Origin of the sequence: Cryobacterium sp. Hh11, from assembly GCF_004404045.1 — a bacterium.
GTDB lineage: Bacteria > Actinomycetota > Actinomycetes > Actinomycetales > Microbacteriaceae > Cryobacterium > Cryobacterium levicorallinum.
In genome coordinates this window covers 69,225-91,863 of record NZ_SOHF01000031.1, presented here as the reverse complement: position 1 = coordinate 91,863, position 22,639 = coordinate 69,225, and the positions used below count along the sequence as shown (strand labels likewise).

The 22,639-nt window shown below is 66.9% G+C and carries 21 protein-coding genes; 10 read left to right on the top strand and 11 right to left on the bottom strand.

Translation table 11 applies throughout. From position 1 onward, the window contains the following. Position 1 precedes the first annotated feature (1 nt). Genes E3T46_RS14775 through mutM form a run of 6 tightly spaced genes read left to right on the top strand, consistent with a single transcriptional unit; the run spans position 2 to position 6,208 of the window. Positions 2-1,378, top strand: coding sequence for a DUF58 domain-containing protein (locus tag E3T46_RS14775; protein ID WP_134579125.1), 1,377 nt, complete (start codon positions 2-4; stop codon positions 1,376-1,378). Then, positions 1,371-3,752 (top strand): DUF3488 and transglutaminase-like domain-containing protein, encoded by a 2,382-nt coding sequence (locus E3T46_RS14770; protein ID WP_134579124.1) that lies wholly within the window; start codon positions 1,371-1,373, stop codon positions 3,750-3,752. Before E3T46_RS14775 ends, E3T46_RS14770 begins: the two co-directional genes overlap by 8 nt. 37 nt (positions 3,753-3,789) lie before the next feature. Then, positions 3,790-4,359 carry a DUF177 domain-containing protein gene (locus E3T46_RS14765; protein ID WP_241978055.1) on the top strand — a complete coding sequence of 190 codons (570 nt, stop codon included), beginning with the start codon at positions 3,790-3,792 and terminating at the stop codon, positions 4,357-4,359. A gap of 2 nt (positions 4,360-4,361) precedes the next feature. Further along, positions 4,362-4,565, top strand: a complete 204-nt coding sequence (gene rpmF / locus E3T46_RS14760) for a 50S ribosomal protein L32 (RefSeq protein WP_092108959.1) — start codon at positions 4,362-4,364, stop codon at positions 4,563-4,565. Positions 4,566-4,598: 33 nt separating this feature from the next. Next, positions 4,599-5,291, top strand: a complete 693-nt coding sequence (gene rnc / locus E3T46_RS14755) for a ribonuclease III (protein ID WP_134579123.1) — start codon at positions 4,599-4,601, stop codon at positions 5,289-5,291. A 5-nt stretch (positions 5,292-5,296) separates the two neighbouring features. After that, entirely contained in the window at positions 5,297-6,208 is a 912-nt protein-coding gene (gene mutM / locus E3T46_RS14750) for a bifunctional DNA-formamidopyrimidine glycosylase/DNA-(apurinic or apyrimidinic site) lyase (RefSeq protein WP_134579122.1), read from the top strand. A gap of 29 nt (positions 6,209-6,237) precedes the next feature. On the opposite strand, the gene E3T46_RS18200 is transcribed toward mutM, so the two are convergent. Next, on the bottom strand, positions 6,238-6,732 hold the full coding sequence (locus tag E3T46_RS18200; RefSeq protein ID WP_174845410.1) for a GNAT family N-acetyltransferase: 495 nt from the start codon (positions 6,730-6,732) through the stop codon (positions 6,238-6,240). A 233-nt stretch (positions 6,733-6,965) separates the two neighbouring features. Between E3T46_RS18200 and E3T46_RS14740 the strand changes: the two genes are divergently transcribed. After that, the gene (locus tag E3T46_RS14740; RefSeq protein WP_194092398.1) at positions 6,966-10,700 is read left to right on the top strand and encodes an AAA family ATPase; all 3,735 of its coding nucleotides are present in this window, start codon (positions 6,966-6,968) and stop codon (positions 10,698-10,700) included. 40 nt (positions 10,701-10,740) lie between these two features. Continuing rightward, a complete protein-coding gene (locus E3T46_RS14735) occupies positions 10,741-11,298 on the top strand; it encodes a HutD family protein (protein ID WP_134579120.1) in 558 nt (185 codons plus the stop codon). Here the strand turns inward: E3T46_RS14735 and E3T46_RS18750 are convergent. Genes E3T46_RS18750 through E3T46_RS14690 form a run of 10 tightly spaced genes read right to left on the bottom strand, consistent with a single transcriptional unit; the run spans position 11,295 to position 20,765 of the window. Next, entirely contained in the window at positions 11,295-11,420 is a 126-nt protein-coding gene (locus E3T46_RS18750) for a hypothetical protein (RefSeq protein ID WP_277870977.1), read from the bottom strand. The genes E3T46_RS14735 and E3T46_RS18750 overlap by 4 nt on opposite strands. A 42-nt stretch (positions 11,421-11,462) precedes the next feature. Then, the gene (fdxA, locus tag E3T46_RS14730) at positions 11,463-11,780 is read right to left on the bottom strand and encodes a ferredoxin (RefSeq protein WP_134579119.1); all 318 of its coding nucleotides are present in this window, start codon (positions 11,778-11,780) and stop codon (positions 11,463-11,465) included. Further along, positions 11,777-13,177 (bottom strand): FAD-dependent oxidoreductase, encoded by a 1,401-nt coding sequence (locus E3T46_RS14725; RefSeq protein ID WP_134579118.1) that lies wholly within the window; start codon positions 13,175-13,177, stop codon positions 11,777-11,779. The genes fdxA and E3T46_RS14725 overlap by 4 nt, the downstream gene beginning before the upstream one ends. 44 nt (positions 13,178-13,221) lie before the next feature. Next, positions 13,222-14,142, bottom strand: coding sequence for an ABC transporter permease (locus E3T46_RS14720; protein WP_134470291.1), 921 nt, complete (start codon positions 14,140-14,142; stop codon positions 13,222-13,224). Next, a complete protein-coding gene (locus E3T46_RS14715) occupies positions 14,132-14,917 on the bottom strand; it encodes an ABC transporter ATP-binding protein (RefSeq protein WP_134471087.1) in 786 nt (261 codons plus the stop codon). Before E3T46_RS14715 ends, E3T46_RS14720 begins: the two co-directional genes overlap by 11 nt. After that, entirely contained in the window at positions 14,914-16,326 is a 1,413-nt protein-coding gene (locus tag E3T46_RS14710; protein ID WP_134579117.1) for a GTP-binding protein, read from the bottom strand. The genes E3T46_RS14715 and E3T46_RS14710 overlap by 4 nt, the downstream gene beginning before the upstream one ends. A 2-nt stretch (positions 16,327-16,328) precedes the next feature. Beyond that, on the bottom strand, positions 16,329-17,390 hold the full coding sequence (locus E3T46_RS14705; RefSeq protein ID WP_134579116.1) for an ABC transporter substrate-binding protein: 1,062 nt from the start codon (positions 17,388-17,390) through the stop codon (positions 16,329-16,331). Beyond that, entirely contained in the window at positions 17,390-18,301 is a 912-nt protein-coding gene (gene cysD / locus E3T46_RS14700) for a sulfate adenylyltransferase subunit CysD (RefSeq protein WP_241980800.1), read from the bottom strand. Before cysD ends, E3T46_RS14705 begins: the two co-directional genes overlap by 1 nt. Then, on the bottom strand, positions 18,298-19,083 hold the full coding sequence (locus E3T46_RS14695; protein ID WP_134579114.1) for a phosphoadenylyl-sulfate reductase: 786 nt from the start codon (positions 19,081-19,083) through the stop codon (positions 18,298-18,300). Before E3T46_RS14695 ends, cysD begins: the two co-directional genes overlap by 4 nt. Further along, positions 19,080-20,765 carry a nitrite/sulfite reductase gene (locus tag E3T46_RS14690; RefSeq protein WP_194092399.1) on the bottom strand — a complete coding sequence of 562 codons (1,686 nt, stop codon included), beginning with the start codon at positions 20,763-20,765 and terminating at the stop codon, positions 19,080-19,082. The genes E3T46_RS14695 and E3T46_RS14690 overlap by 4 nt, the downstream gene beginning before the upstream one ends. Before the next feature lie 372 nt (positions 20,766-21,137). Here E3T46_RS14690 and ftsY point away from each other — a divergent pair, with 372 nt between their 5' ends. Both ftsY and E3T46_RS14680 read left to right on the top strand, forming a co-directional pair. After that, positions 21,138-22,013 carry a signal recognition particle-docking protein FtsY gene (gene ftsY, locus E3T46_RS14685; RefSeq protein WP_104132582.1) on the top strand — a complete coding sequence of 292 codons (876 nt, stop codon included), beginning with the start codon at positions 21,138-21,140 and terminating at the stop codon, positions 22,011-22,013. 22 nt (positions 22,014-22,035) lie between these two features. Continuing rightward, on the top strand, positions 22,036-22,539 hold the full coding sequence (locus E3T46_RS14680) for a DUF2004 domain-containing protein (RefSeq protein WP_134442455.1): 504 nt from the start codon (positions 22,036-22,038) through the stop codon (positions 22,537-22,539). Positions 22,540-22,639 lie beyond the last annotated feature (100 nt).

Sequence of the window (22,639 nt, the reverse complement as noted above, 5' to 3'; positions counted from 1 at the left end):
CATGGCCGCGCGCGGGGCAGGTGGTTCGGAGCGGTCGGCTTGGCTGCAGCGGCTCACCGCTGGGTTGACCTCCCGGCTCACCCTGCGCGGCGGTGTCTGTCTGATGGTCGGAGCCGTGATCTTCGCCAACGCGGTCGTCGTGAACAGCCGGGATCTGCTGTTCGTGGCCAGCATGCTCATCGTGGCGCCGCTCATCGCGGTCGGCTATGTGTCCGTGCGACCGGCGCGGGTAGAAGTGACCCGCTCCTTCCGGCCGCCGATCCTGTCGGCCGGCGGCGAGAGCGTCGTGTCGCTGCATCTGCGTAACCTCTCTGCGCGGCCGTTGAGCGGCGCCCGCTGGGCCGATACCCCATCGCCCGGTATCAATACGCCGCCCGGCGCCATCCTGCCGCTGGTGAGTCGGCGCGGCGCGCCCGGTGACAGCGTGCGGCTGGAATACGCACTCTCGCCGCGTCAGCGCGGTGTCTACGCGGTGGGACCCCTCGGGGTGTCCCGTCACGACCCGTTCGGCTTCGCGCACGGCCTACGTCTGTTCGGTGAGCCGCATGACCTGATCGTCACACCGCGGGTCATGCTCCTTCCCGGCGGGGGACTAGCCCAGACCAGCAATGACGGTTCGATTCGGGAACTGCTGCGCCAGGCCATCCAAACCTCCGACGAACTCATCGCTCGCGAGTACCGGCCCGGGGATGCTCTGCGCCGCGTGAACTGGCCGGCCACAGCGCGGCACGGCGAGATCATGGTGCGGCAGGAGGAACAGCGCAGTAATCCGGAGGCCCGCATTGTGCTCGATACCACCCTGGCCGGTGCAGCCGGTCTGGGTCCCGGTCGGGTGCCGCCGCATCTCGTGGCCGCATTCGAACTCGAGGTCGAGCTGGCGGCATCCGTTGGGGTGCACCTGATAGACGAGGGCTACCGGCTCGAAGTCATCGAACTCGGCGCGAGCCAGCTGGTGCCGGGCGGCGAACAGACGCTCGGTGGGCTGCACGGCGACGTGCCGGCCAGTTATCGTGCCCCCGGCGGTGATCGGGCCCTGTTGGAGGGCCTAGCGAGCGTCGTTCCGGTGCCGTGGCCAAGTCGCAGCGCACGCTTGGCGGCGTCACGACGCGTGCCGGTGCGTGCGGCCCTGCGCGGCGCAGAGTTATCGCTGCCGACCTTTGCGCTGTTGGTCAGCCTGTCTGAAGCGGATGTCGACGACCTCGTCGCTCTCGCCCGTCACTGCGATCCCGCCATTGCGTTCGTGCAACGTACCGTCGTCGCTGTCGCCCGCGAACGGCTGCAGGAAGCCGGCTGGCGCTGCCTGGAGGTCGCGAGCATCGATGACCTCGAAACCGTGTGGAACGACGTGAATCGGGAGCGAGGCCCCGTTCATGACTAGCCTGGCGACGAAGCCGGTCGCTCTGCGCGGAGTCACCCCGGCCCAACCCCGACCGCGTGCCCGGCGGGGCGGTCGGGGTGCCGCCCGCTGGCCGCTGGCCCTGACCCAGCTCGTGCTGGTGCTCGTGTGCTGCGCGGCACTGGGCCCCCTGCTGCGGGGCACCGCCTGGTGGTGGGTCTGTGCAGTGGTCGCCAGCGCCGTGCTGCTGGGTTCTTCCGTATTCCGCCGTCTCGGCCTGCCGCGGGCCGTCGTTCCGTTGGCGAACACGGCGGTGTTGCTGGGCGCTCTGACGCTGCTGTTCGGCGGCGGATCCGGCCTGTTCTGGCTCATTCCGACACCACAAACGGTGGGCACGTTCAGCAGATTGATTGCCGCAGGGGGAGAGTCAGTTGCCCAGCAGAGCACGCCGGCGGCGGTGACCGTCGGCATCCTCTTTCTGCTCGCCGGTGGAACGGGACTGATCGCTATTCTGATGGACCTACTCGCCGTAACCCTGCGCCTGCCAGCGGTCGGCGCGGCTGTGGCGCTCGTGCCGCTGCTGATTCCGGGCTTCATTATCGAGGATGGTGCCGATCTCGCCGCACTCGTGGCGGCGGCCGCCGCCTTTCTGCTGCTGCTGCGGGTGGACGTCTACGTTGGCCGCGTGCGGGAAGCCCGGCATTCACCGGCTGGACCGCACGCGCCCCGCGCCTTTCGGTCGGATCGGCCACGCGGGCCCGGACCGATGAGTGGCTCCATCGTGGTGGCATCGTTGACCATTGTGGGCGCCCTGATTCTGAGCACGGTCGCCCCGGCCTTCACTGTCGGGGGACTGGTCGCCTCCCGGTCCGGCGGTTTGCTGTTCGGCAGCGGGGTTAGCCCGATGATCAACCTGGGGCAGGATCTGCGTCGGCCCAAGGCCGGTCCGGCCTTCCATTACACCTCGACCGGCACCGAGCAGCCCTATTTCACCCTGCTGACCCTCGACGAAGTGATCGGCCTGAATTGGACGGCGCGCATCGACGCAGCCGACGTGCAGAACACCGTCGATCGCATTCCGCGACCCTTCGGTCTCGACGCCAACGTGGAGACTTCCCCGGCATCGACCTCGGTCGTCATCGACGGCGTCACCAGCCAATGGCTGCCAGCGCCGGCCCGCGCCACGAGCATCGACGGGCTGAGCGGCCGATGGTACTGGGATAGCCGCACCCGAGCGATTACCAGTCGTTCCGCGAACACCCTCGGCCAGGAATACACGGTGTCGGCGTTGGAGCTCAAGCCAACGGCCGTGCAACTGCGCAGTTCGAGCACGAACTTTCCGGCGAGCGTGCAGGGCAACCTGCAACTGCCGGTAGAACCGCCGCCCATCATCGAGGAGACGGCCCGGCGAGTCACAGCCGACACCACGTCGAACTATGACGCGGCGGTCGCCATGCAAAAGTACCTGCGCAGCAGCGTCTTCGCCTACGACACCGATGCCCCGGTCGAGGACGGCTACGACGGCGGCGGCGTCGACGTGATCGGACAGTTTCTAGAAGCCAAGCGAGGCTATTGCGTGCACTTCGCCGCCACCATGGCCGCGATGGCCCGCACCCTCGGCATTCCCTCGCGGGTGTCGCTCGGCTATCTGCCCGGCGTCAAGTCGCAGGACCTCGAACAGGGGCTGGGCCGCTACAACGTTGATTCGCACGACCTGCACGCCTGGCCGGAACTGTACTTCGTCGGCATCGGCTGGGTGAAATTCGAGCCGACGCCCGGCCGCGGCGTCGTGCCCAACTACGAGCAGGCAGAGGATGCCGGCACCCCGTCGACCGCGCCCGGTGCGCCCGGCTCCACGAACGCACCAGGCCTGAGCCCCGATCGGCTCGCCGACGATTCCGCCCTGGAACGCGGCGCGTCGGCGCAAACCGCCGACGCCGGTAACCGGCTCGGCATCGTCGGATTCAGCGCACTGGGTCTGCTCCTGCTTCTGGTTCCGGGTGCGGCGAGACGGATACTGCGGCGCTGGCGGGTGCGCCGCATCCGCTCCAAAAATGCCGGCGCGAGCCTCGCCTGGCTCGAAGTGCAGCACACCAGTCTCGATCTCGGGGTGCCTGTGCGCGTCACCGAGACTCCGCGCGCGTTCGCCGTGCGCCTGGAGCGGCTCGGCCCCCTCGACCCGGCGTCGGCGGCAGCGCTCGAACGAGTGCTGCTGGAGGTGGAACGGTCCCGGTTTGACCGATCGTCGGGCCAAGCGGAGACCCTCGTCGACGATCTGGCCCTGGTGGTGCGCGGGCTGCACGTCGGCGCGAGTGTCGGCATCCGTTTGCGAGCCCTGTTTGCGCCGCGATCGCTGTTCACCGTGCTGGGAGCGGTGCTGCGCGGGGAACGTCGAGCCGCCCCGATCGCCCCCTGAACGGAGTACCCACGCAGAAAGCGTAGAATTTACGACCGTGACTAAGTTCAAGAAGACGCCGTACACGGTCGACGTGCGTGACCTCATTAACCGCCCGGGCACCATGCACGAACGCCACCTCGACATTGACGTACCTGACGACCTCGGCGCTGGCCTCGTGGCGGTGAAAGCCGGGTCGACCCTGTCGACCGAGTTGCGCCTCGAGGCGATGCACGAGGGAATTCTGGTGAGCGTCGAGGTCTATGCGCGGGCGCTCGGTGAGTGCGGTCGATGCCTGAAAGACATCGACCTGCCGGTCCGAGTTCATTTTGCCGAGCTTTTCGGTTATCCTCAGGAGGAAGCCTTCGAGTTTGAGATTTTGGACGACCATGTCGATTTGGAATCTTTGATCCGGGACGCGGTAGTGTTATCACTTCCGTTCCAGCCGGTATGTCGGCGTGATTGCCCTGGTCTTGACAGTGAGACCGGGCAGCCGCTTGCCGAACTGCCCGAACTCGTTTCCGACGAGAGCTACGATCCCCGGTGGTCAGCGCTTGCGGGGTTTACGGCTTCCACAGACAAAGACATGGATGCGGACATCCATGTTTCAGACAGAGAAGAGAAGTAGTCATGGCAGTACCGAAGCGCAAGATGTCGCGTTCCAACACCCACTCGCGTCGCGCGCAGTGGAAGGCCACGCCTCCCACCCTCGTCAAGACCATGGAGGGCGGCAAGGTTGTCTACAGCCTGCCGCACCGCGCCAAGGTTGTCACCGACTCCACCGGCACTCCGTTGTTCATGGAATACAAGGGCCGTAAAGTCGCCGACATTTAAGTCGCCTCTTCTCTCCAGACCGGAACTCGGTCGATGAAAAGAGTTCATACCGAGCGGTCGCCCCTGTTGGCGACCCTCGGCGTGCAGATTGAACCGGTGATTCTGGAGCTAGCTCTAACCCACCGGTCTTTTGCGTACGAAAACGGCGGCATTCCCACCAACGAGCGCCTGGAATTTCTCGGCGACTCGATTCTGGGGCAAGCCGTCACGGTCATGCTCTACCGCAGCTACCCGAACCTCGATGAGGGTCACCTCGCGAAGCGTCGGGCCAGCCTGGTATCCACGGCCGCTCTCGCGCAGATTGCCCGCGGCCTCGGCCTGGGCGACTACATTCTGCTCGGTCGGGGCGAGACCCTCACCGGCGGCCGCGATAAGGCATCCATTCTCGCCGACACCGTCGAGGCGCTCATCGGTGCCACGTTTTTGGATGCCGGTGGCGAAGCTGCCACCGCGTTCGTGCTGCGCCTGATCGAGCCGCTGCTCGCTGAACCTGGCCACTTCGGTGTGTCAATGGACCCGAAAACGAGCTTGCAGGAGCTCGCCGCGAGCTTGGGCGTCGGCGTCCCGGTTTATACGCTCGAAGGTAGTGGCCCCGATCACTCCAGGGTGTTCGTCGCGACGGTCGTCATCGGCTCGGCCGTGACCGCCCAGGGCGTTGGCCCCAGCAAGAAGTTCGCTGAAATGGCTGCAGCTCGTGACGCAATCGACCAGCTCAACGCGCTCTAACTTCTATGCCGGAGCTCCCCGAGGTTGAGGTCGTGCGTGCCGGTCTCCAGCCGGCCGTCACCGGCGCTCTCGTCACCGGGGTTGAAATCTTCGACGAGCGCTCCCTGCGTCGGCACGTTCCGGTGGCCGGATCCTTCGCCGAGCAGCTCACGGGGCGGCGAATTCTCGCCGCCGTGCGTCGCGGCAAATTCCTCTGGTTGCCCCTCGACAGCGATCGCGCCCTGGTCGTTCACCTCGGTATGAGCGGCCAGGTGCTGCTGCGCACACCGGGTGCCGCGGAGGATCGCATGTTGCGCATCCGCTTGACGCTGGAACACCCGGCCCACGGCGAGCTGTGGGTCAATTTCGTCGACCAGCGCATCTTCGGCAGCATGGCCGTCGACGCGATGGGCCCGACCCGTGACAGCCTGCCGGGCGGATATTCGGGTCAGCTCCAAGCGGATGCCGCCTGGCAGAACCGCATTCCATCTCAGGTAGCGCACATTGCTCGCGACCCGATCGACCCCTCGTTTGCTTCGAGCGCCTTCTTCGCCGCTCTCGCACGCAAGAACACCGGCATCAAGCGGGCGCTGCTCGACCAGAACCTGATCAGCGGCATCGGCAATATTTACGCGGACGAGGCGCTCTTTGCCGCTCGCATCCACTACGAGCAGCCCGCAGCGTCGCTGTCGGCGGCGAAGGCGAGGACGTTGCTCGCGGCCGTGCGCACCATTCTGCAGCGTGCCCTCGCCGAGGGCGGCACCAGCTTCGACGCCCAGTACGTCAACGTGAACGGGCAGTCCGGCTACTTCGCGCACAGCCTCGAGGCCTACGGTCGGCAGGGCACGTCGTGCTCCCGTTGCGGCACCTTGATCGTGCGCGAGCAGTTCATGAACCGCGGCTCGCACTTCTGCCCCCGCTGCCAGCGCCTGCGCTGACTGCCGGTCGGAGCCCTCGGTTTTCCGGATCATTTTTCGGCGGGAACGACCCGCTTCCAGGCACCCTCATAGCCCATCGGCACGAAGCCGAGCGCCTCGTTGACCACGAGCATGTGCCGATTCTCCTCCGCGTTGAAGGTCGTCACCGACGGATGCCCCGGGCTTTCCTGCGCCAGATACTCCAGATTCGCCGTCTTCAGCAGCATGCCGATGTCGCATCTGCGCCAGGCTGGCAGCACCTGCACGCCCAGCCAGGCATGGTCGTCGTTTGCGTCGAGCAGGGTTTCATAGGTGGCGCGGGCCACCACTGTGCCCTCAACCCGAGCTACGAACATGCGCTTAGGGTCGTATTTCGTGTTGAGCCACCCGGGCAGCAGTTCGGCAGCCGAATAGTTGAGTGCGTTCGTACCAAACCCCTCAGCCTCGACGTGGTTTCGCAGCGCGGCCACCGCCACGAAGTCGGGCCAGCTGGGCGCGTGCGGTGTACTGGGAATGACGAGTTCGTCGATTGAGAAGTCGCTCATGCTGCGCCACAGTAATCCGAGCAGCACCAGTCCGTGCGGCCGGCCCCGTACAGAACTGCGGATAATTTCGCCCGCAGCGCCGATCGGAGTGCCGAGGCCGCCGAAACGTCTCCGCGGTTCTGCACGCAACTCTTCCCAACAAGCGGATGTCCCGGCCGCTGTCGGTGGCGCAGGGTACCGTTGAACCAGCCCCGAGACCAGGACTCGCGGCCGACCGACCGAAAGGGTGCCCGTTGTATCTGAAGAGCCTCACCCTCAAGGGGTTCAAATCGTTCGCGCAGCCGACGACGTTTGCCTTCGAGCCCGGCGTCACCTGTGTGGTCGGCCCGAACGGGTCGGGCAAGTCCAACGTGGTCGACGCGCTCGCCTGGGTGATGGGGGAGCAGGGTGTGAAAACCCTGCGCGGCGGCAAGATGGAAGACGTCATCTTTGCCGGCACATCGACGCGCGGGCCGCTCGGTCGGGCCGAAGTCATCCTCACCATCGACAACTCCGACGGCGCCCTGCCGATCGAGTACTCCGAGGTCACCATCTCCCGCACGCTGTTTCGCAATGGCGCGAGTGAATACGCCATCAACGGGCGCACCTGTCGGCTGCTCGATGTGCAAGAGCTGCTCAGCGATTCCGGTCTCGGCCGGGAGATGCACGTCATCGTCGGTCAGGGTCAGCTCGACGCCGTGCTGCGTGCGACCCCCGAAGAGCGTCGCGGCTTCATCGAAGAAGCCGCGGGCATTCTCAAACACCGACGTCGCAAAGAGAAAACGCTGCGCAAGCTCGACGCCATGCAGACCAACCTCACCCGGCTGAGCGACCTCGCCGGAGAGATTCGCCGCCAGCTCAAACCGCTCGGCCGTCAGGCCGACATCGCCCGCGAGGCGCAGACCATCGCCGCCGTGGTGCGCGATGCCCGCGCGCGCTTGCTCGCTGACGACGTTGTGCTGCTGCGCACCGCGCTCGACGCCCACAATCACACCGAGAGCGAACGGCACACCGAACGGGTCGTGCTGCAGGAGCAGCTCGCGCAGAAGCAGGGTCGGGTGCAGCGGCTCGAACTGGCCCAGGTCGGCGACGCCGTCGATCGGGCCCGCCGCACCAGTTTTGGCCTGGAGTCGGTGCAGGAACGCCTGCGCGGCCTGTTCACTCTCGCCAACCAGCGACTGGCCCTGCTCGGTTCGCAGGCTGAGCCGTCCGGTCCGGCCTTTAGCGTCACGCCCGCCATGCTGACGGATGCTGCTGCCGAGGTTGAACAACTGCGCGCAAGCATCGGGACGGCCGAGACGGCCTGGGGCACCGCCCGGGAGCAGAGCGCGGCGGCACGGTCGCAGCTGGATACCGTCGACGACGATATCGCCGCTCAGGCTGTGCTCGTCACCCGGCATGATCTCGAAATCTCGCAGCTGACCGGCCAGTCCGAGACGGCCCGGTCGCGGCTGGCCGCTGTACGCGGCGAACAACTACGGCAGCAGAACGCCCTCGACGCGGCGTTCGATCGCAGCGAGAAGGCACAAAGTCAGCTGGCCGAGCTCGAAGCGGCCGTGACCGAGGCCGCCGAAGAACCAGACTCCGACGAACTGTCCGAGGCACTCGCACTGGCGCAGACCGCAGTGCAACGCGTCGAGGCCGAGGTGGAACGACTACGCGATGAGCTGCACCAGCACGAACGCGAACGCGACGCCCAGGCGGCCCGGCAGGGTGCATTTTCCCTCGCACTCGACCAGAAAGACGGTTCCGCCGCACTCCTCGGCGCGCAGCTCGCCGGTATCCGTGGCCTGGTGGCCGACCGGGTGCGCGTGCAGCCCGGGTTCGAGGCGGCGATCGCCGCCGCGCTCGGGTCTCTCGCCGACGCTGTGCTGGCCGACAACCGCGAGGCAGCCCTGGAAGCCATCGGCCACGCCCACACCGACGATCTCGGCCGGGTCGAACTCCTCATCGCGGACGGTGCCGACACCCTGGCTCCGGGCGTTGATTCCAGCGTTGCTCTGGGCGCGGGCATCCGTTGGGCGACGTCGGTCGTCGACGGGCCGGCCGGAGTGCGTGCTCTGCTCGCCCAGACCGTGATCGCCGACGATCTCGCCGTAGCCCGCGCCGCGCAGCTGACCGACACCGTGACGATCATCACACTCGTCGGTGAGGTGCTGGGCCCGTGGGTCGTGCGCGGCGGATCCGGCGCCCGGCCGAGCAAACTTGAACTCGTCGCCGAACGAGACACCGCCGCCGAAAAGCTAACCACCGTCACAGCACTGATCGAGCGGGTGCGCTTCGACCTCGGCGAGCAGCGTACCCTGCTGCACGCGCACAAGGAGCAGTCGGTCAGCGCGCGGGCGGCCGTGCGCGCCCTCGAAACCCAGCTCGCCACTCAGACGGAACGCTGCGGCCGCCTCACCGTGCAGGCCGACGCCGCGACCGCCGACCTCGCCCGGGTTAGCGCCGCCCTGACACTCGCGACCCGCGCCGTCGAAGAGGTCGAAGCCGTCGTCGCCGAGGCGTCCGCCACGCTGGTCACCGCCCAGTCCCGGCCACGACCCATCCTCGATGCGACCGTGCGCGATGTGCTCTACCGTGAGCTGGAGGTCGCCCGGGATCGTGAGGTGGAAGCTCGCCTCCAGGTTGAAACGGCCCGCGAACGGGTGCGGGCCGGTGAGGCACACGTCGTTGCCCTGACCGAGCAGCTCGCGGCCGAGCATACGGCAGCCGAGGCCGCGGCCCGGCGCGCCGTCATTCGCCGCCGCCAAGTGGATGCCGCTTCCCGCGTAGCCGAGGCGCTCCCGGCCGTGCTCGCCGCGGCCGACCGCTCGGTCGCCGAGGCCCGGCTGCGTCTGGCCAGCGCTGAGGCCGAACGCACCAGTCAGACCACCGAACTGCAGCAGCTTCGCCTCGACGAGAGCGCCTTGCGTGAGCGGCTGGCCGCGATCACCGAGAACGTGCACGGTCTCGAACTCGAGATCTACGAGAAGAAGCTGCACCTCTCGGCTCTGCTCGAACGGGCCGGCAGCGAACTGGGCCTGACCGAAGACGTGCTTGTGGCCGAGTACGGGCCCGACCAGCTGATCCCACCCGACGGCATGATCGTCTCTGACGACTCCGGCGCCGACTCTACCGCCCAAGCCCGCGGGGCCAGTGAACGCGATATCAGCGACAGCGACAGCGACAGCGACAGCGACAGCGACAGCGACAGGGACAGCGACAGGGACCGCGACCGCGACACCGGCGACACCAGAGGCGACGGAGGCGACGGCGGGACGGCTGGCGGACGCGCGACCAGCGGCATCCGCTTTGATCGGGCCGAACAGCAGCAACGGTTCGCGGCCGCCGAACGCAAGCTCGGCCAACTGGGGCGGGTCAACCCGCTCGCGCTCGAAGAATTCGCGGCGCTCGAACAGCGCCACCGGTTCCTCACCGAGCAGCTCACCGACCTCACCGAGACCCGAAGCGACCTGCTGACCATCATCGGCGACATCGACGAGAAAATGCAGACCATCTTCTCCGCCGCATTCGACGACACCCAGGCGGCGTTCGCCGCGGTATTCCCGGTGCTGTTCCCCGGCGGCAGCGGCAGCATCTGGCTCACCGACCCCGACGACCTGCTCACGACCGGCATCGAGGTGTCGGTCAAGCCCGCCGGCAAGAAGATCGAACGGCTGTCGCTGCTCTCGGGCGGCGAACGTTCCCTCGCCGCCGTCGCGCTCCTGATCGCCATCTTCAAGGCGCGCCCGAGTCCGTTCTACATCATGGACGAGGTGGAGGCGGCCCTCGATGACGCCAACCTCGGCCGGCTGCTGACCATCTTCGAGGACCTGCGCGAGACCAGCCAGCTGATCGTGATCACGCACCAGAAACGCACCATGGAAATAGCGGATGCCCTCTACGGCGTCAGCATGCGGCAGGACGGGGTGTCCGCCGTCGTCGGCCAGCGCGTGGGGACTCGTGCTGACCAACGAGAGCGCGACCGGGAACCGGCGGCGTCCTGACCGCTCGGCGTCTGCCGTCTGCTAACCTAAGCCTGAAATCATGCACATTATTCGATATGACGCGCTTCGGCCCACCCCCTGGCGAAATGGCGGCGGGACCACCCGCGAGGTGGCGTCCTTCCCCGCCGGCGCGGTGGACTTCGACTGGCGCATCAGCATCGCCGACGTGACCGCGGCCGGTGATTTCTCGAGTTTTCCAGGGGTGGACCGCATCCTCACGGTAATCGAGGGCGAGCTTATGGTCGTGATCGTCGATGGTGAAGAGCACGCCATGGAGCAGTACCGGCCATTCCGGTTTTCCGGTGACAGCGCGACGAGCTGCGCCCTGCCGGTCGGCGATACCAGAGACCTGAATGTGATGACGAGGCGCGGAGCGTTCAAGGGCTTTCTGTCGATCGTCGAGCTGTCGAAGAAACGCGCCCACCCGGTGTTCGACGACCAATTCGCCCTACTGCTGAAGGGGAACGCCGTCGTGACCGCCGGCGGCGAGGAGGCCAAGCTGGGTGCCCTCGATACCGTGCGCGGCGACGATCCAGCCCCGGAAGTGCTCGGACGGGGATTCCTCGCCGTCATCACCCTGGAAGCGGTTCCGACCTAAGCGGATGCTGCTGCGGCATTCGCCACCGCTTCGTTGCCGAGCAAGCCTGCGGCATACAGAATCACCAGCGCGATGAGAAGTGCTCCTGCAATGAGCAGTGCTAGCCACAGTGCCGGACTCAAGCCCGAGCCTTATCCATGGCGTGCAGAATAGCAGTCGCGCCGTTACCCCTGCGGCGGCAGCGCGCTGATCACCGCGTGGTCCTTGGAGAGCACGCCGACCTTGGCTGCGCCGCCCGGGGAGCCGATGTCGTCGAAGAATTCGACGTTGGCCTTGTAATAGTCGGCCCACTGTTCGGGCAGGTCGTCTTCGTAGTAGATGGCCTCGACCGGGCAGACCGGTTCGCAGGCACCACAGTCGACGCACTCATCCGGGTGAATATAGAGGGAGCGTTCGCCTTCATAGATGCAGTCCACCGGGCATTCGTCGATGCAGGCACGATCTTTGACATCGACGCAGGGCAGCGCAATCACATAGGTCACAGTGTCAGCAACGCTTCCGTGCGAGAGATCGCAACCTGTTCGGCCCGAGAAACGACTTTGACTCGCTCCCGACCGGGAGTGACCAGGTCCTGCGCGCCGAGCAGCTGCTCGTGCGCGTCCAGGGTGCGCCAGCCCGCCCAGGTCGTGAACTCGACGTTACGCTCCGCCAGCAGGGCCAGAATCGCCTCCGCTGATTCGTCAGCCGTTTCGCCGGCGACGAGCGCGGGCAGGTCGGCCACGAGCCGGGTCACCGTCTCGAGAGCGTCGCCCTTGGTGTGGCCGATCAGGCCGACCGGGCCGCGCTTGATCCACCCGGTGGCGTACAGCCCGGCAAGAGGCTCGCCGGCGGCATCAAGCACCCGCCCGCCGTCGTTCGGAATGACGCCGCGCACGGCGTCGAACGGCACCTCGGTCAGAGCGCTGCCCCGATAGCCGACCGCGCGATACACGGCCTGCACCGGGTAGTCGACGATCTGGCCGGTTGACCGCACGCCACCGTCTCCGGTGTGTTTGGTACGTTCAAAGCGGATGCCTTCCACCCGTCCATCCCCGTACACCTCGACCGGCGAGTGCAGAAAGTGGAGGTGCAGGCGACGTGAGGCGCCGAGCGGAGCCTTGGTGAGCCATCCGTTCAGCGTGCGGGTCATGATCTTGACCTGATTGTTGCTGGCGACGAGCTGTTCGCTGTGCGAATCGGGAGTGAAGTCTTCGGCGTAGACGACGAGGTCGACGTCGGGAATGTCGGCGAGCTCGCGCAGTTCGATCGGGGTGAATTTCACCTGTGACGGCCCGCGGCGGCCGAACACGTGCACGTCGGTCACCGGGGATCCGGCGAGCCCGGCATAGACCGAGGCGGGAATGTCGGTGCTGAGCAGATCGTCGGCGTGCTTGGCCAGGATTCGGGCCACGTCGAGGGCAACGTTGCCGTTTCCGATGACGGCCACGTCGGTCGCGTCGAGCGGCCATTCCAGCGGCACATCGGGGTGGCCGTCGTACCAGGAGACGAAGTCGGCGGCGCCGAACGAGCCGGGCAGGTCGATGCCGGGAATGACGAGCGGGGCGTCGAGAATGGCGCCGGTGGCGAAGATGACCGCGTGGTAGTGCTCGCGCAGATCAGCCAGGGTCAGGTCGGTGCCGTAGGTGACGTTGCCGATGAAACGAATGATGCCTGCGTCGAGCATCTCCTGCAACGACTTGACGATGCCCTTGATGCGCGGGTGGTCGGGGGCGACGCCGTAGCGAATGAGTCCGTAGGGGGCCGGCAGCGCATCGAACAGGTCGATGGCCACGGTGTGACCGGCCTCCAGCACGAGTCGGTTGAGAATATTGCCGGCGTAGATTCCGGCCGGGCCGGCGCCGATAATGGCAACGCGCAGTGCAGAGGGAGCGGGGGTCATAAGGAGCCTTTCAAACAAAGGGAAGAAGAGTGGATGCGGGCGGGTCAGCGCAGGCCAGCGGCCATCAGTCCGCGGCGGCGCAGCAGGCGACGCTCGATCGGGGCGAAGATCACGAGTTCCACCAGGACGCCGACGAACAGAATCACCAGGATCGTGGCGAGGACCCCGGAGAGGTCAGCGAGCACGCGGCTTTGGTCGAGCATTGAACCAAGGCCGAAGCCGATCGTTCCGCCCGTCGTGATGATCTCGGCCGCCATGAGTGAGCGCCAGGCGAAGGCCCAGCCCTGTTTGAGCCCGGAGAAATAGCCCGGCAGAGCGGCCGGCAACACCACGAGGGTGGCCATCTCGAAGCGCGAGGCGCCGAGTACTGTGCCGACGCGGCGCAGCTGCGGTGGAATCTGGTCGACACCCGAGACCAGCCCGTTGGCGATCGAGGGCACAGCACCCATCAGGATGACAAAGTATACGGTGGCGTCGGTAAGGCCGAACCACATAATCGCGGCCGGCACCCAGGCAACGGAGGGAAGCACCTGCAGGCCGGACAGGAGCGGGCCGACGGCGCGTCGCACCGGTCGGCATTCGGCGAGCAGCAGCCCGATCGGCGTGCCGATGGCGACGGCGACGAGAAAGCCGAGCCCGCCGCGTTCGAGGCTCGTCGTCACGGCGAGCTGCAGGCGGTCGCTGTTCCAGGCGCTGGCTAAAGCGCCGAACACGTCGAGCGGGCCGGGAATCAGATCGGGACGCGGTTTGGCGATGAGAATGTAGATCTGCCAGGCCACCACCAGGCCGATGAGCAGCAAAATCGGCGGTACGACGCCGTCGAGGGTGCGGCGAAAGGCGCCGCGGGGCGTTTCGGGAACGGCCTGCAGCGAATCCAAACCGGCTTCGAGGCGGCGCAGTTCGTCGTGGCTCGGGTCGTTGGTCGCTCCGCCACGAATGGTGTCGGTGCGAGCATCAAGCGGCATTACGGCGGATCTCCTCGCGCAGCTGGTCAGTGATTTCGTCACCGAGGCGGGCGACCTCGGGGGACTCGATCCGGCGGGAGCCGGTGTCGGTGATGGTCCATTCGTTGACGATGCGGCCTGGGCGTGAGGACATCAGCAGAATGCGCTGTCCCAGCCGTGCGGCCTCGCGCACGTTGTGGGTGACGAACACGATCGTGCGGCCGGTCTGGCGCCAGACCCGTTCGAGTTCTTCGTGCAGCAGGTCGCGGGTGATGGCGTCGAGCGCGGCGAAGGGTTCATCCATCAGCAGCACCTTGCGGTCCTGCGCGAGCGAGCGGGCCAGGGCGACCCGCTGCCGCATACCCCCGGAGAGTTCGTGCGGGCGTTTGTCGGCGGCATCGGCGAGGTTGACCAGGTCGAGCAGTTCGAGGGCATCCGCACGGCGGTCCTTGCGCGGAACCCCGCGCAGTTTCAGGGCCAGCTCCACGTTGCGGCCGGCCGTCAGCCACGGAAACAGCGCTGCGTCCTGGAACATGACGGCGGCCTTGCCGCTCGCCACGGTGACGGCGCCCTCGGTGGGTTTCTCCAGGCCGGCAATGATGTTGAGCAGCGTGGACTTTCCGCATCCGCTTGCCCCGAGCAGGCAGACGAACTGGCCGGCTTCGATCGACAGGTTGATGTCATCGAGCACGAGCGGACCGGTGCCGTAGCGCTTACCGAGGCCGTCGATCGTGATCGCGACGGGTTCGAGCGCGGTCGGGGCCGGGGCGACAGACACGCTGGTCAGGGAGGTCACGGCGACACGTCCGACCCGGCACCCGAGCCGTCGCCGGCGCGGGTGGGCTCGCCCGGCGCGGTGACGATACCGGCGGCCAGGGTTGCGCCGTCCTGCGGGTGAATGACAAGGAACGCCCCGGAGCGACGATTCTGCGCATAGCGTTCCACCGGCAAATCGCGCGACAAACGGATGTTGGCCTGCCCGATATCGTTCACGGCCAGGCTGGTGGCGGGTTCGACGCCGAGGGTCGTGAGGTCGAGTCGGCCGGTGACCTCGCGAATCAGGGCCTGCACGACGGTCGTGCCGAACTTCAGGAGCACGCGGGCTCCCGGTGCGAGCGGACGCGGGTCGAGCCAGAACAAATCGGCTTCGAGGGCGCGGGTGATCGGGGGAAGGGTACCTGCGGCCGCGATGACGGCGCCGCGGGCGATGTCGAGGTCGTCGGCCAGGCGCAGCGCGATCGACTGGGGCGCGAAAGCCTCGTCGAGCTGCACTCCGGCGAAGTCGATACCGGTGACGGTGCTGGTGCCGCCGCCGGGCTCGACGCTCACCATGTCGCCGACCTTGATGCTGCCGCTCGCGACCTGCCCGGCGTAGGCCCGGTAGTCGCGGTAGGAATCGGCCAGTTCCGGGGAGACGACGACCGCGCCCTGCGGCCGCAGCACGAGCTGAACCGGCAGGCGGAACGCCTCGGTGGCGCGCCCACTGTCGTCGAGGTCGTCGATCACGGTGAGGGTTTCGAGCAGTTCGAGCAGGCTCGGACCGGCATACCAGGGGGTGCGCTCGGAGCGGTCGACGACGTTGTCGCCGACCAGGGCCGACACCGGAATGACATGAACTCCGGCAATGCCGAGTTCGGCGGTGACGACACGAACGGATGCCTCCACCTCGCGGTAGGCAGCCTCGTCGTAGCCCTGCAGGTCGATCTTGTTGACCGCGACGATCACGTGCGGCACGCGCAGCAGGGCGACGACGCTGAGGTGCCGGCGGGTCTGCTCGAGCACGCCCTTGCGGGCGTCGATGAGCATGATGACGGCATCCGCCGTGGTGGCGCCGGTGACCATGTTGCGGGTGTACTGCACGTGGCCGGGGCAGTCGGCGAGAATGAACGAGCGGGCGGGAGTCGCGAAGTAGCGGTAGGCCACGTCGATGGTGATGCCCTGTTCGCGTTCGGCGCGCAGGCCGTCGGTCAGCAGGGCGAAGTCGATGCCACCGTTCTCGCCGCCGAAGCCACGCTCGGTGGAAGTGCGGGTGACGGCTTCGAGCTGGTCGGCGAGGATCGCCTTCGAGTCGTGCAGCAGCCGGCCCACGAGGGTGGACTTGCCGTCGTCGACCGAACCGGCCGTCGCGAAGCGGAACAGGGTGCCTTCGGGGGCGGCGACGGCGGCTTCTTCGGTTTTCGCCTGGGTGTCAATGGTGAGGGTCATGGTTATTCCGTTCCCAATCCGCCGGCCGAGACCGGGACTTCAGAGCGCTCAGCCAGTACGGCGTTGAGCAGTGCCACGTTGAACAGGCCGTCGAGGCCGCCGTCCTTGCCGATGCCGGCCTTGACCGCCTCCGCGAGCGAGACCGGAAAGGTCGAGGCGAGCGGGTCGACGTTGAACTTCACTTCGGTCAGGGCCCGGGCCAGAACGTCGTCGGCGAGGGCCTTGCCGGTGTCGGCTTTGAGCTTCGTGTTGATGGCGGTGGCAGCATTCGCCGGATTCTGGGTGAGCCAATCAACGGCGGTGACGTGCCCCTCGAGCAGGGCGCTCACAGTGGCGGGATGTTCCTCGAGAAAACCCTTGCGCACGAGCAGCACGGTGGTCGGAAAGTCGCCGTTGTCCCACAGATCGGCTTCGTTGACGAGAACGTGGCCGCCGGCCTCGAGCACGAGTCGGGAGACCCAGGGCTCTGGCAGCCACGCGCCGTCGATCTTGCCGCTTTGGAACAGGGTCAGGGTCTGCGCGTTCTCGGTCGGTGACACGTTGACGTCACCACCGCCGGTCGTGCTGGTTTTATAACCCTCATCGCCGAGCCAGGAGCGCAGGGCGACATCCTGGGTGTTGCCGAGCTGCGGGGTGGCGAGGAGTGTGCCGGCCAGGTCGGCAGGGCTGTCAATGCCGTCGCGCACGACGAGCGCGGCACCGCCGCTGGCCGCGCCGGCCACGATAATGGCCGACTGGCCGCCGCTCTGAATGAAGGTGTTCACGGCCGGGCTCGGCCCGATGTAGGCGGCGTCGATGGCGCCGGCGCTGAGGGCTTCAACGGCGGCCGGGCCGGCGTTGAAGATCTGGGTGCTGAGCTTCGTGTCACCGAGGGCATCCTCGAAGAAGCCGTTCTGCAGACCGACGAGCGCGGCGGCGTGGGTGACGTTGTCGAAGTAGCCCAGGCGCAGCTCGGCGGCGGGTCCCTGGTCGGTGGCGGGCTCGGTGCTGACCGAGGTTGCGCATCCGCTCAAAAGCAGGACGGTTCCGAGCATGAGTGCGCCCAAACGTAGTGAGGTCTTCATTAGAAATATCCTTCCTTCTTGCGGTCTTCCATGGCGGCCTCTGAAATGCGGTCGTCGGCGCGGGTTGCGCCTCGTTCGGTGATGGTGGAAACGCCCACTTCGCGCACGACATCGGCGACGGATGCTGCGGTCGAGTCGACCGCACCGGTGCAGCTCATATCACCCACCGTGCGGTACCGCACCGTGCGCGTTTCGACGGTTTCGTCGGCGCGGGGCAGGCTGACCGGGCTGACCGAGCGCCACATATTGTCGCGGCGGTAGACCTCACGCTCGTGGGCGTAGTAAAGCGGGGGCAGCTCGATGTTTTCGCGTTCGATGTAGCGCCAGACGTTGAGTTCGGTCCAGTTGCTGATCGGGAAGGCGCGCACGTGCTGGCCGACGGTGTGGCGGCCGTTGTAGAGGTTCCACAGTTCGGGGCGCTGGTTGCGCGGGTCCCACTGGCCGAATTCGTCGCGCAGGGAGAGGATGCGTTCCTTGGCGCGGGCTTTGTCTTCGTCGCGGCGGGCGCCACCGAAGACAGCGTCGTGCCGGCCGGCGGCGATGGCGTCGAGCAGCGGGAGGGTCTGCAGTGGGTTGCGGGTGCCGTCGGCGCGTTCGGCGAGACGTCCGTCGGCGACGTAATCCTCGACCTTGGCGACCGTGAGGCGCACCCCGTGCGCGGCGACGGTCTTGTCGCGAAACTCCAGCACCTCGGGGAAGTTGTGGCCGGTGTCCACGTGCAGCAGCGAGAAGGGAATCTTGCCCGGCCAAAAGGCCTTCGCGGCGAGGTGCAGTACCACGACGGAGTCCTTGCCTCCGCTGAACATGAGCACGGGCCGCTCGAACTCGGCGACGACCTCACGAATAATGTGGATGGCTTCGCTCTCGAGCACGTCGAGTTCGGAAAGGCGGTGTGCCGTCGTGGTCATCATAGGTGGAGCCCGCATTCTGTCTTCTCGAGGGTGGCCCAACGGCCGGAACGGGGATCGGCTCCCGCCGCGACGGGCTGGGTGCACGGGGCACAGCCGATGGAGGGGTAGCCCTGCGACAGGAGTACGTTCACCGGCACGTGATTCTCGGTGGCGTAATCCATCAGTTCGTCGTAGCTCCAGGCGGCGACCGGGTTGACCTTGACCAGGCCATTGCGTTCGTCCCAGGTGACCAGGGGCGTGTTGGCGCGGGTAGGGGCTTCGTCGCGGCGCACACCGGTGAACCACAGTTCATAGCCGCCGAGCGAACGCTGTAGCGGTTCCACCTTGCGCATGGCGCAGCAGGAGTTGGGGTCGCGGGCGAACAGTTCGGCGCCGTGCAGGGCGTCCTGCTCCGGAACTGTCGTGAGCGGCAGCACGTCGACCACCGTTACCGGAAGGGCGGCGGCGACAGCGTCGCGGGTCTCGTAGGTTTCGGCGAAGTGGTAGCCGGTATCGAGAAAGAGCACGTCGACGTCGGGCAGCTGCTTCGACACGATCTCGGGGAGCACCGCGTCGGCCATGGAGCAGGCGACGGCGACACTGTCGGCGCCGAAGTTGCGCGCGACCCAGGCCACGACCTCCGCAGCGGTGGCCTCGCGGCCGCTGGCTGCCGCGGCCGCTTCGAGTTCGGCTGAGCCAGCTTCGGCGAGGGCCTGCAGTTCGGCGGCCGGTCGGCGCGGCGGCAGGTCACGGGTAACGGATGCCGCGGCCTGTTTGACCGCGTTCAGATTGATGGCGCTCATTTGAGGTCCTCCTCGTCGGCGCGGTGCGCCCACTGGGCAAAGGTTTCGTCGTCGGTGCGGGCGGCCAGAAAACGCAGCACGAGGTTTTCGACATAGTCGGCGAGGTTCTCGGCGGTTACCTTGAGGCCGCGCACGGTACGGCCGAGGCCGGCCTCGTCACGGTCGGCGGAGACCAGGCCGCCGCCGAGGTGCACCTGGAAGCCGGGGGTGGACCCGCCGTTGCCGTCGGGCAGCAGCTGGCCCTTGAGCCCGATGTCCGCAGTCTGAATGCGGGCGCAGGAGTTGGGGCATCCGTTCACGTGCAGGCTGATCGGGTGCGGGGCATCGATTCCGGCGAGCCGTTTCTCCAGCTCGAGGATGGCATCCGTTGCCGTCTGCTTGGTCTCGACGATGGCGAGCTTGCAGAATTCAATGCCGGTGCAGGCGATGGTCGAGCGGCGGAACAGGCTCGGGCGGGCCGACAGCCCGATCTCGTCGAGGGCCGCGATCAGGGGTTCGACGTGTTCTTCGGCGATGTCGAGCACGACGAGCTTCTGGTGCGGCGTGGTGCGCAGTCGGCTCGAACCGTGGGCTTCGAGCAGGTCGGCGACCCGGGTAAGGGTCTGACCGGAGATACGACCGACGAAGGGGGCCAGCCCGATGTAGAAGCGGCCGTCCTTCTGCTTGTGCACACCGATGTGGTCGCCCTGCGTCTTCGGGCGCGGTGCGGCGGGGCCGTCGGGCAGGGTATAACCGAGATATTCGTCTTCGAGAATACGACGGAACTTGTCGGTGCCCCACTCGGCGAGCAGAAACTTGAGGCGGGCCTTGCCGCGCAGGCGGCGGTAGCCGTAGTCCCGAAAGATGGAGACGACGCCGCGCCAAACCTCGGACACCTGGTCGGGAGCGACGAAGGCTCCGAGCCGTTCGGCCAGACGCGGGGTGGTGCTGAGCGCGCCGCCGACCCAGAGGTCGTAGCCGATGCCGAGTTCGGGGTGCTCCACGGCCACGAGGCCGATGTCGTTGATCTCGTGCACGACGTCCTGGCTGGGGTGACCGGTGATGGCGGTCTTGAACTTGCGCGGCAGGTTGGCGAATTCGTCGGTGCCGAGATATTTGCGGGCAAGCTCGTTGATCGACTCGGTCGGGTCGATGAGTTCGTCGGCGGCGATGCCGGCCACGGGGGAGCCGAGGAAGACGCGCGGCACGTCGCCGCAGGCCTGGGTGGTTTCGAGGCCGACGGATTCGAGGCGGCGCCAGATTTCGGGCATGTCCTCGATCTGGATCCAGTGCAGCTGAATGTTCTGGCGGTCGGTCAGGTCGGCGGTGTCGCGGCCGAAGTCGCGGGACACCTCACCAATCACGCGGGCCTGTTCGGTCGTGAGCTGGCCGCCGTCGATGCGCACCCGAAGCATGAAATAGCGGTCTTCGAGCTCTTCCGGCTCCAGGGTGGCGGTCTTGCCGCCGTCGATGCCGGGCTTGCGCTGCGTGTAGAGGCCCCACCAGCGAAAACGGCCGTGCAGGTCGGTGCCGTCGATCGAGTCGAAGCCCTGCTTGGAATAGATCTGCTCGATGCGGCCGCGCACCGCGAGGCCATTGTCGACCTGTTTCCAGACCTCGTTGCCGTTGAGCGGTTCGGTGCCGTCGATCTTCCACTGGCCATTCGGACGGGTGGATGGCCGCGGCGAGCGGGCTGCTGCCAGCTTGGTAGCTGCCGCCGGAGCGTTCTCGGCCCCCGTCGTGACGGTGGGCACCGTCTCGGTTTCATTCGGCACGTCGGCTCCCTCGGTTTGCGGCGCCGCTCCAATGATTTCGATCGGAGCGACCCCGCCAACGCTACTGCGACCACGGTGCAATGTCGCAGCCGAGGGTCACGTGCTGTCACACACTGTCACGCAGCGTCACACAGGCCGCCGGGTACTCGGCGCGCCTTCCGGGCAGTGGATGACGGCGGCGCCGGAGTGGTGTCGCGGACATCCGCTTGGATGGTGCCGCTCACCGGCCGTTACTGCCACGGGGACAAGCTGGTGCCACTCGCCGCGCGCAAGGCGGCGGCGCCCCCGTAGGCTAGGGACATGGCTGAACGCACCCCCTGGTCCCTCTCCGGCGCACTGCGCGGAATGTTCACGAAGAAGACCATCGACGCGCAGACCTGGGACGACCTCGAGGACGCCCTGCTGCAGGCCGATTTCGGCCCGAATATCACCGAGTCGGTCATCGCCGACCTGCGTGCCAAGGTCGCCAAGTACAACACGACCGACCCGGCCGATTTACAGCGGATGCTGCGCGAGGGAATTGAAGAGCGGCTGTCCGTTCTCGACTCCACCCTGACCCTCTCCGAACGGCCGGCCATCGTGCTCGTCGTCGGCGTCAATGGTGTCGGCAAGACCACCACGATCGGCAAATTCGCCAAGTTTCTGCAGACCTACGGTCGCAGCGTCGTGATCGGCGCGGCCGACACTTTTCGGGCGGGGGCGGTCGAGCAGCTGGCGACCTGGGCCGAACGAGCCGGGGCGCAGATCGTGAAGCCGCAGATGACCGGCCAGGATCCGGCCTCCGTCGCCTTTCAGACCGTGGAGAAGGCGAAGAACGAGGGCATCGAGATCGTGCTCATCGACACCGCCGGGCGGTTGCAGACCAAGGGCGGACTGATGGACGAGCTGACCAAGATTCGCCGGGTCGTCGAAAAGCAGGGACCGATCGCCGAGGTGCTGCTCGTGCTCGACGCCACGACTGGTCAGAACGGGCTTGCCCAGGCCGAGGCGTTCATCGAGCACGCCGGGGTGACCGGTCTCGTGCTGACCAAACTTGACGGCTCAGCGCGTGGCGGCTTCGTGCTCGCCGTGCAGGAAAAGACCGGCATTCCGATCAAGCTGGTCGGGCAGGGTGAGGGCATCAACGACCTCACCGGTTTCACCCCGCACGTGTTCGCACAAAAACTCGTCGGCTGATGAAGAATTTAAGAGGAGCACTATGAGCATCGAACACGATTTCTTCGGAATTCTCGGCGACGAAGACGAGGGCGAGGTGTACTGGTCGGAATCGGCTGAGCTCGGAGACCAGAGCGTCGAGATCGACCTCAGCTCGCCCGACGAAGATTCGGTCACCGCCGAAGCGCTCGATATCGCCGCGGCCATGATCGGGTCGATGGAGGACCTCGACTCCCAGGTGAGGGAATCCCTCGTCGCCGATCTGTCGGCCGAGGTCTCCGTGACCAGCCAATACATCGCCGAGCAGCTCGACGAAATGGACCAGGAAGCGATCGAAAACGCCATCATCTGGGATTCCGGTGACCAGCAGATTGACTTCCTGCGTTCGCTGCGCCTGCAGCGCATCGGCTTTCACCCGCACCGCGCCGGCAGCGAAGCGCACTTCGCGGTGCTCGAATACGCCATCAGCCCCGACGACACCGACGGCCTGCTCGTCGTGACAATCGACGTGCACGGCGACACTGTCCAGGTAGCCCTGGACAGCTAACTTCGACCGGGCCCGGGCCCGGAAACCGGGCCCATGATCTATCGTGGGCCCGCTTCCTTAAGGTGGGCCCGGCCATCCTGAATCCGCCTGCCCGAGGTGC

Excerpts from the sequence above, each read along its gene's own strand:
- E3T46_RS14775 (WP_134579125.1), top strand. The coding sequence starts at position 2 with ATGGCCGCGCGCGGGGCAGGTGGTTCGGAGCGGTCGGCTTGGCTGCAG.
- E3T46_RS14770 (WP_134579124.1), top strand. The coding sequence starts at position 1,371 with ATGACTAGCCTGGCGACGAAGCCGGTCGCTCTGCGCGGAGTCACCCCG.
- rpmF (WP_092108959.1), top strand. The coding sequence starts at position 4,362 with ATGGCAGTACCGAAGCGCAAGATGTCGCGTTCCAACACCCACTCGCGT.
- rnc (WP_134579123.1), top strand. The coding sequence starts at position 4,599 with ATGAAAAGAGTTCATACCGAGCGGTCGCCCCTGTTGGCGACCCTCGGC.
- mutM (WP_134579122.1), top strand. The coding sequence starts at position 5,297 with ATGCCGGAGCTCCCCGAGGTTGAGGTCGTGCGTGCCGGTCTCCAGCCG.
- E3T46_RS18200 (WP_174845410.1), bottom strand. The coding sequence starts at position 6,732 with ATGAGCGACTTCTCAATCGACGAACTCGTCATTCCCAGTACACCGCAC.
- E3T46_RS14735 (WP_134579120.1), top strand. The coding sequence starts at position 10,741 with ATGCACATTATTCGATATGACGCGCTTCGGCCCACCCCCTGGCGAAAT.
- E3T46_RS14725 (WP_134579118.1), bottom strand. The coding sequence starts at position 13,177 with ATGACCCCCGCTCCCTCTGCACTGCGCGTTGCCATTATCGGCGCCGGC.
- E3T46_RS14720 (WP_134470291.1), bottom strand. The coding sequence starts at position 14,142 with ATGCCGCTTGATGCTCGCACCGACACCATTCGTGGCGGAGCGACCAAC.
- E3T46_RS14710 (WP_134579117.1), bottom strand. The coding sequence starts at position 16,326 with ATGACCCTCACCATTGACACCCAGGCGAAAACCGAAGAAGCCGCCGTC.
- E3T46_RS14705 (WP_134579116.1), bottom strand. The coding sequence starts at position 17,390 with ATGAAGACCTCACTACGTTTGGGCGCACTCATGCTCGGAACCGTCCTG.
- cysD (WP_241980800.1), bottom strand. The coding sequence starts at position 18,301 with ATGATGACCACGACGGCACACCGCCTTTCCGAACTCGACGTGCTCGAG.
- E3T46_RS14695 (WP_134579114.1), bottom strand. The coding sequence starts at position 19,083 with ATGAGCGCCATCAATCTGAACGCGGTCAAACAGGCCGCGGCATCCGTT.
- ftsY (WP_104132582.1), top strand. The coding sequence starts at position 21,138 with ATGGCTGAACGCACCCCCTGGTCCCTCTCCGGCGCACTGCGCGGAATG.
- E3T46_RS14680 (WP_134442455.1), top strand. The coding sequence starts at position 22,036 with ATGAGCATCGAACACGATTTCTTCGGAATTCTCGGCGACGAAGACGAG.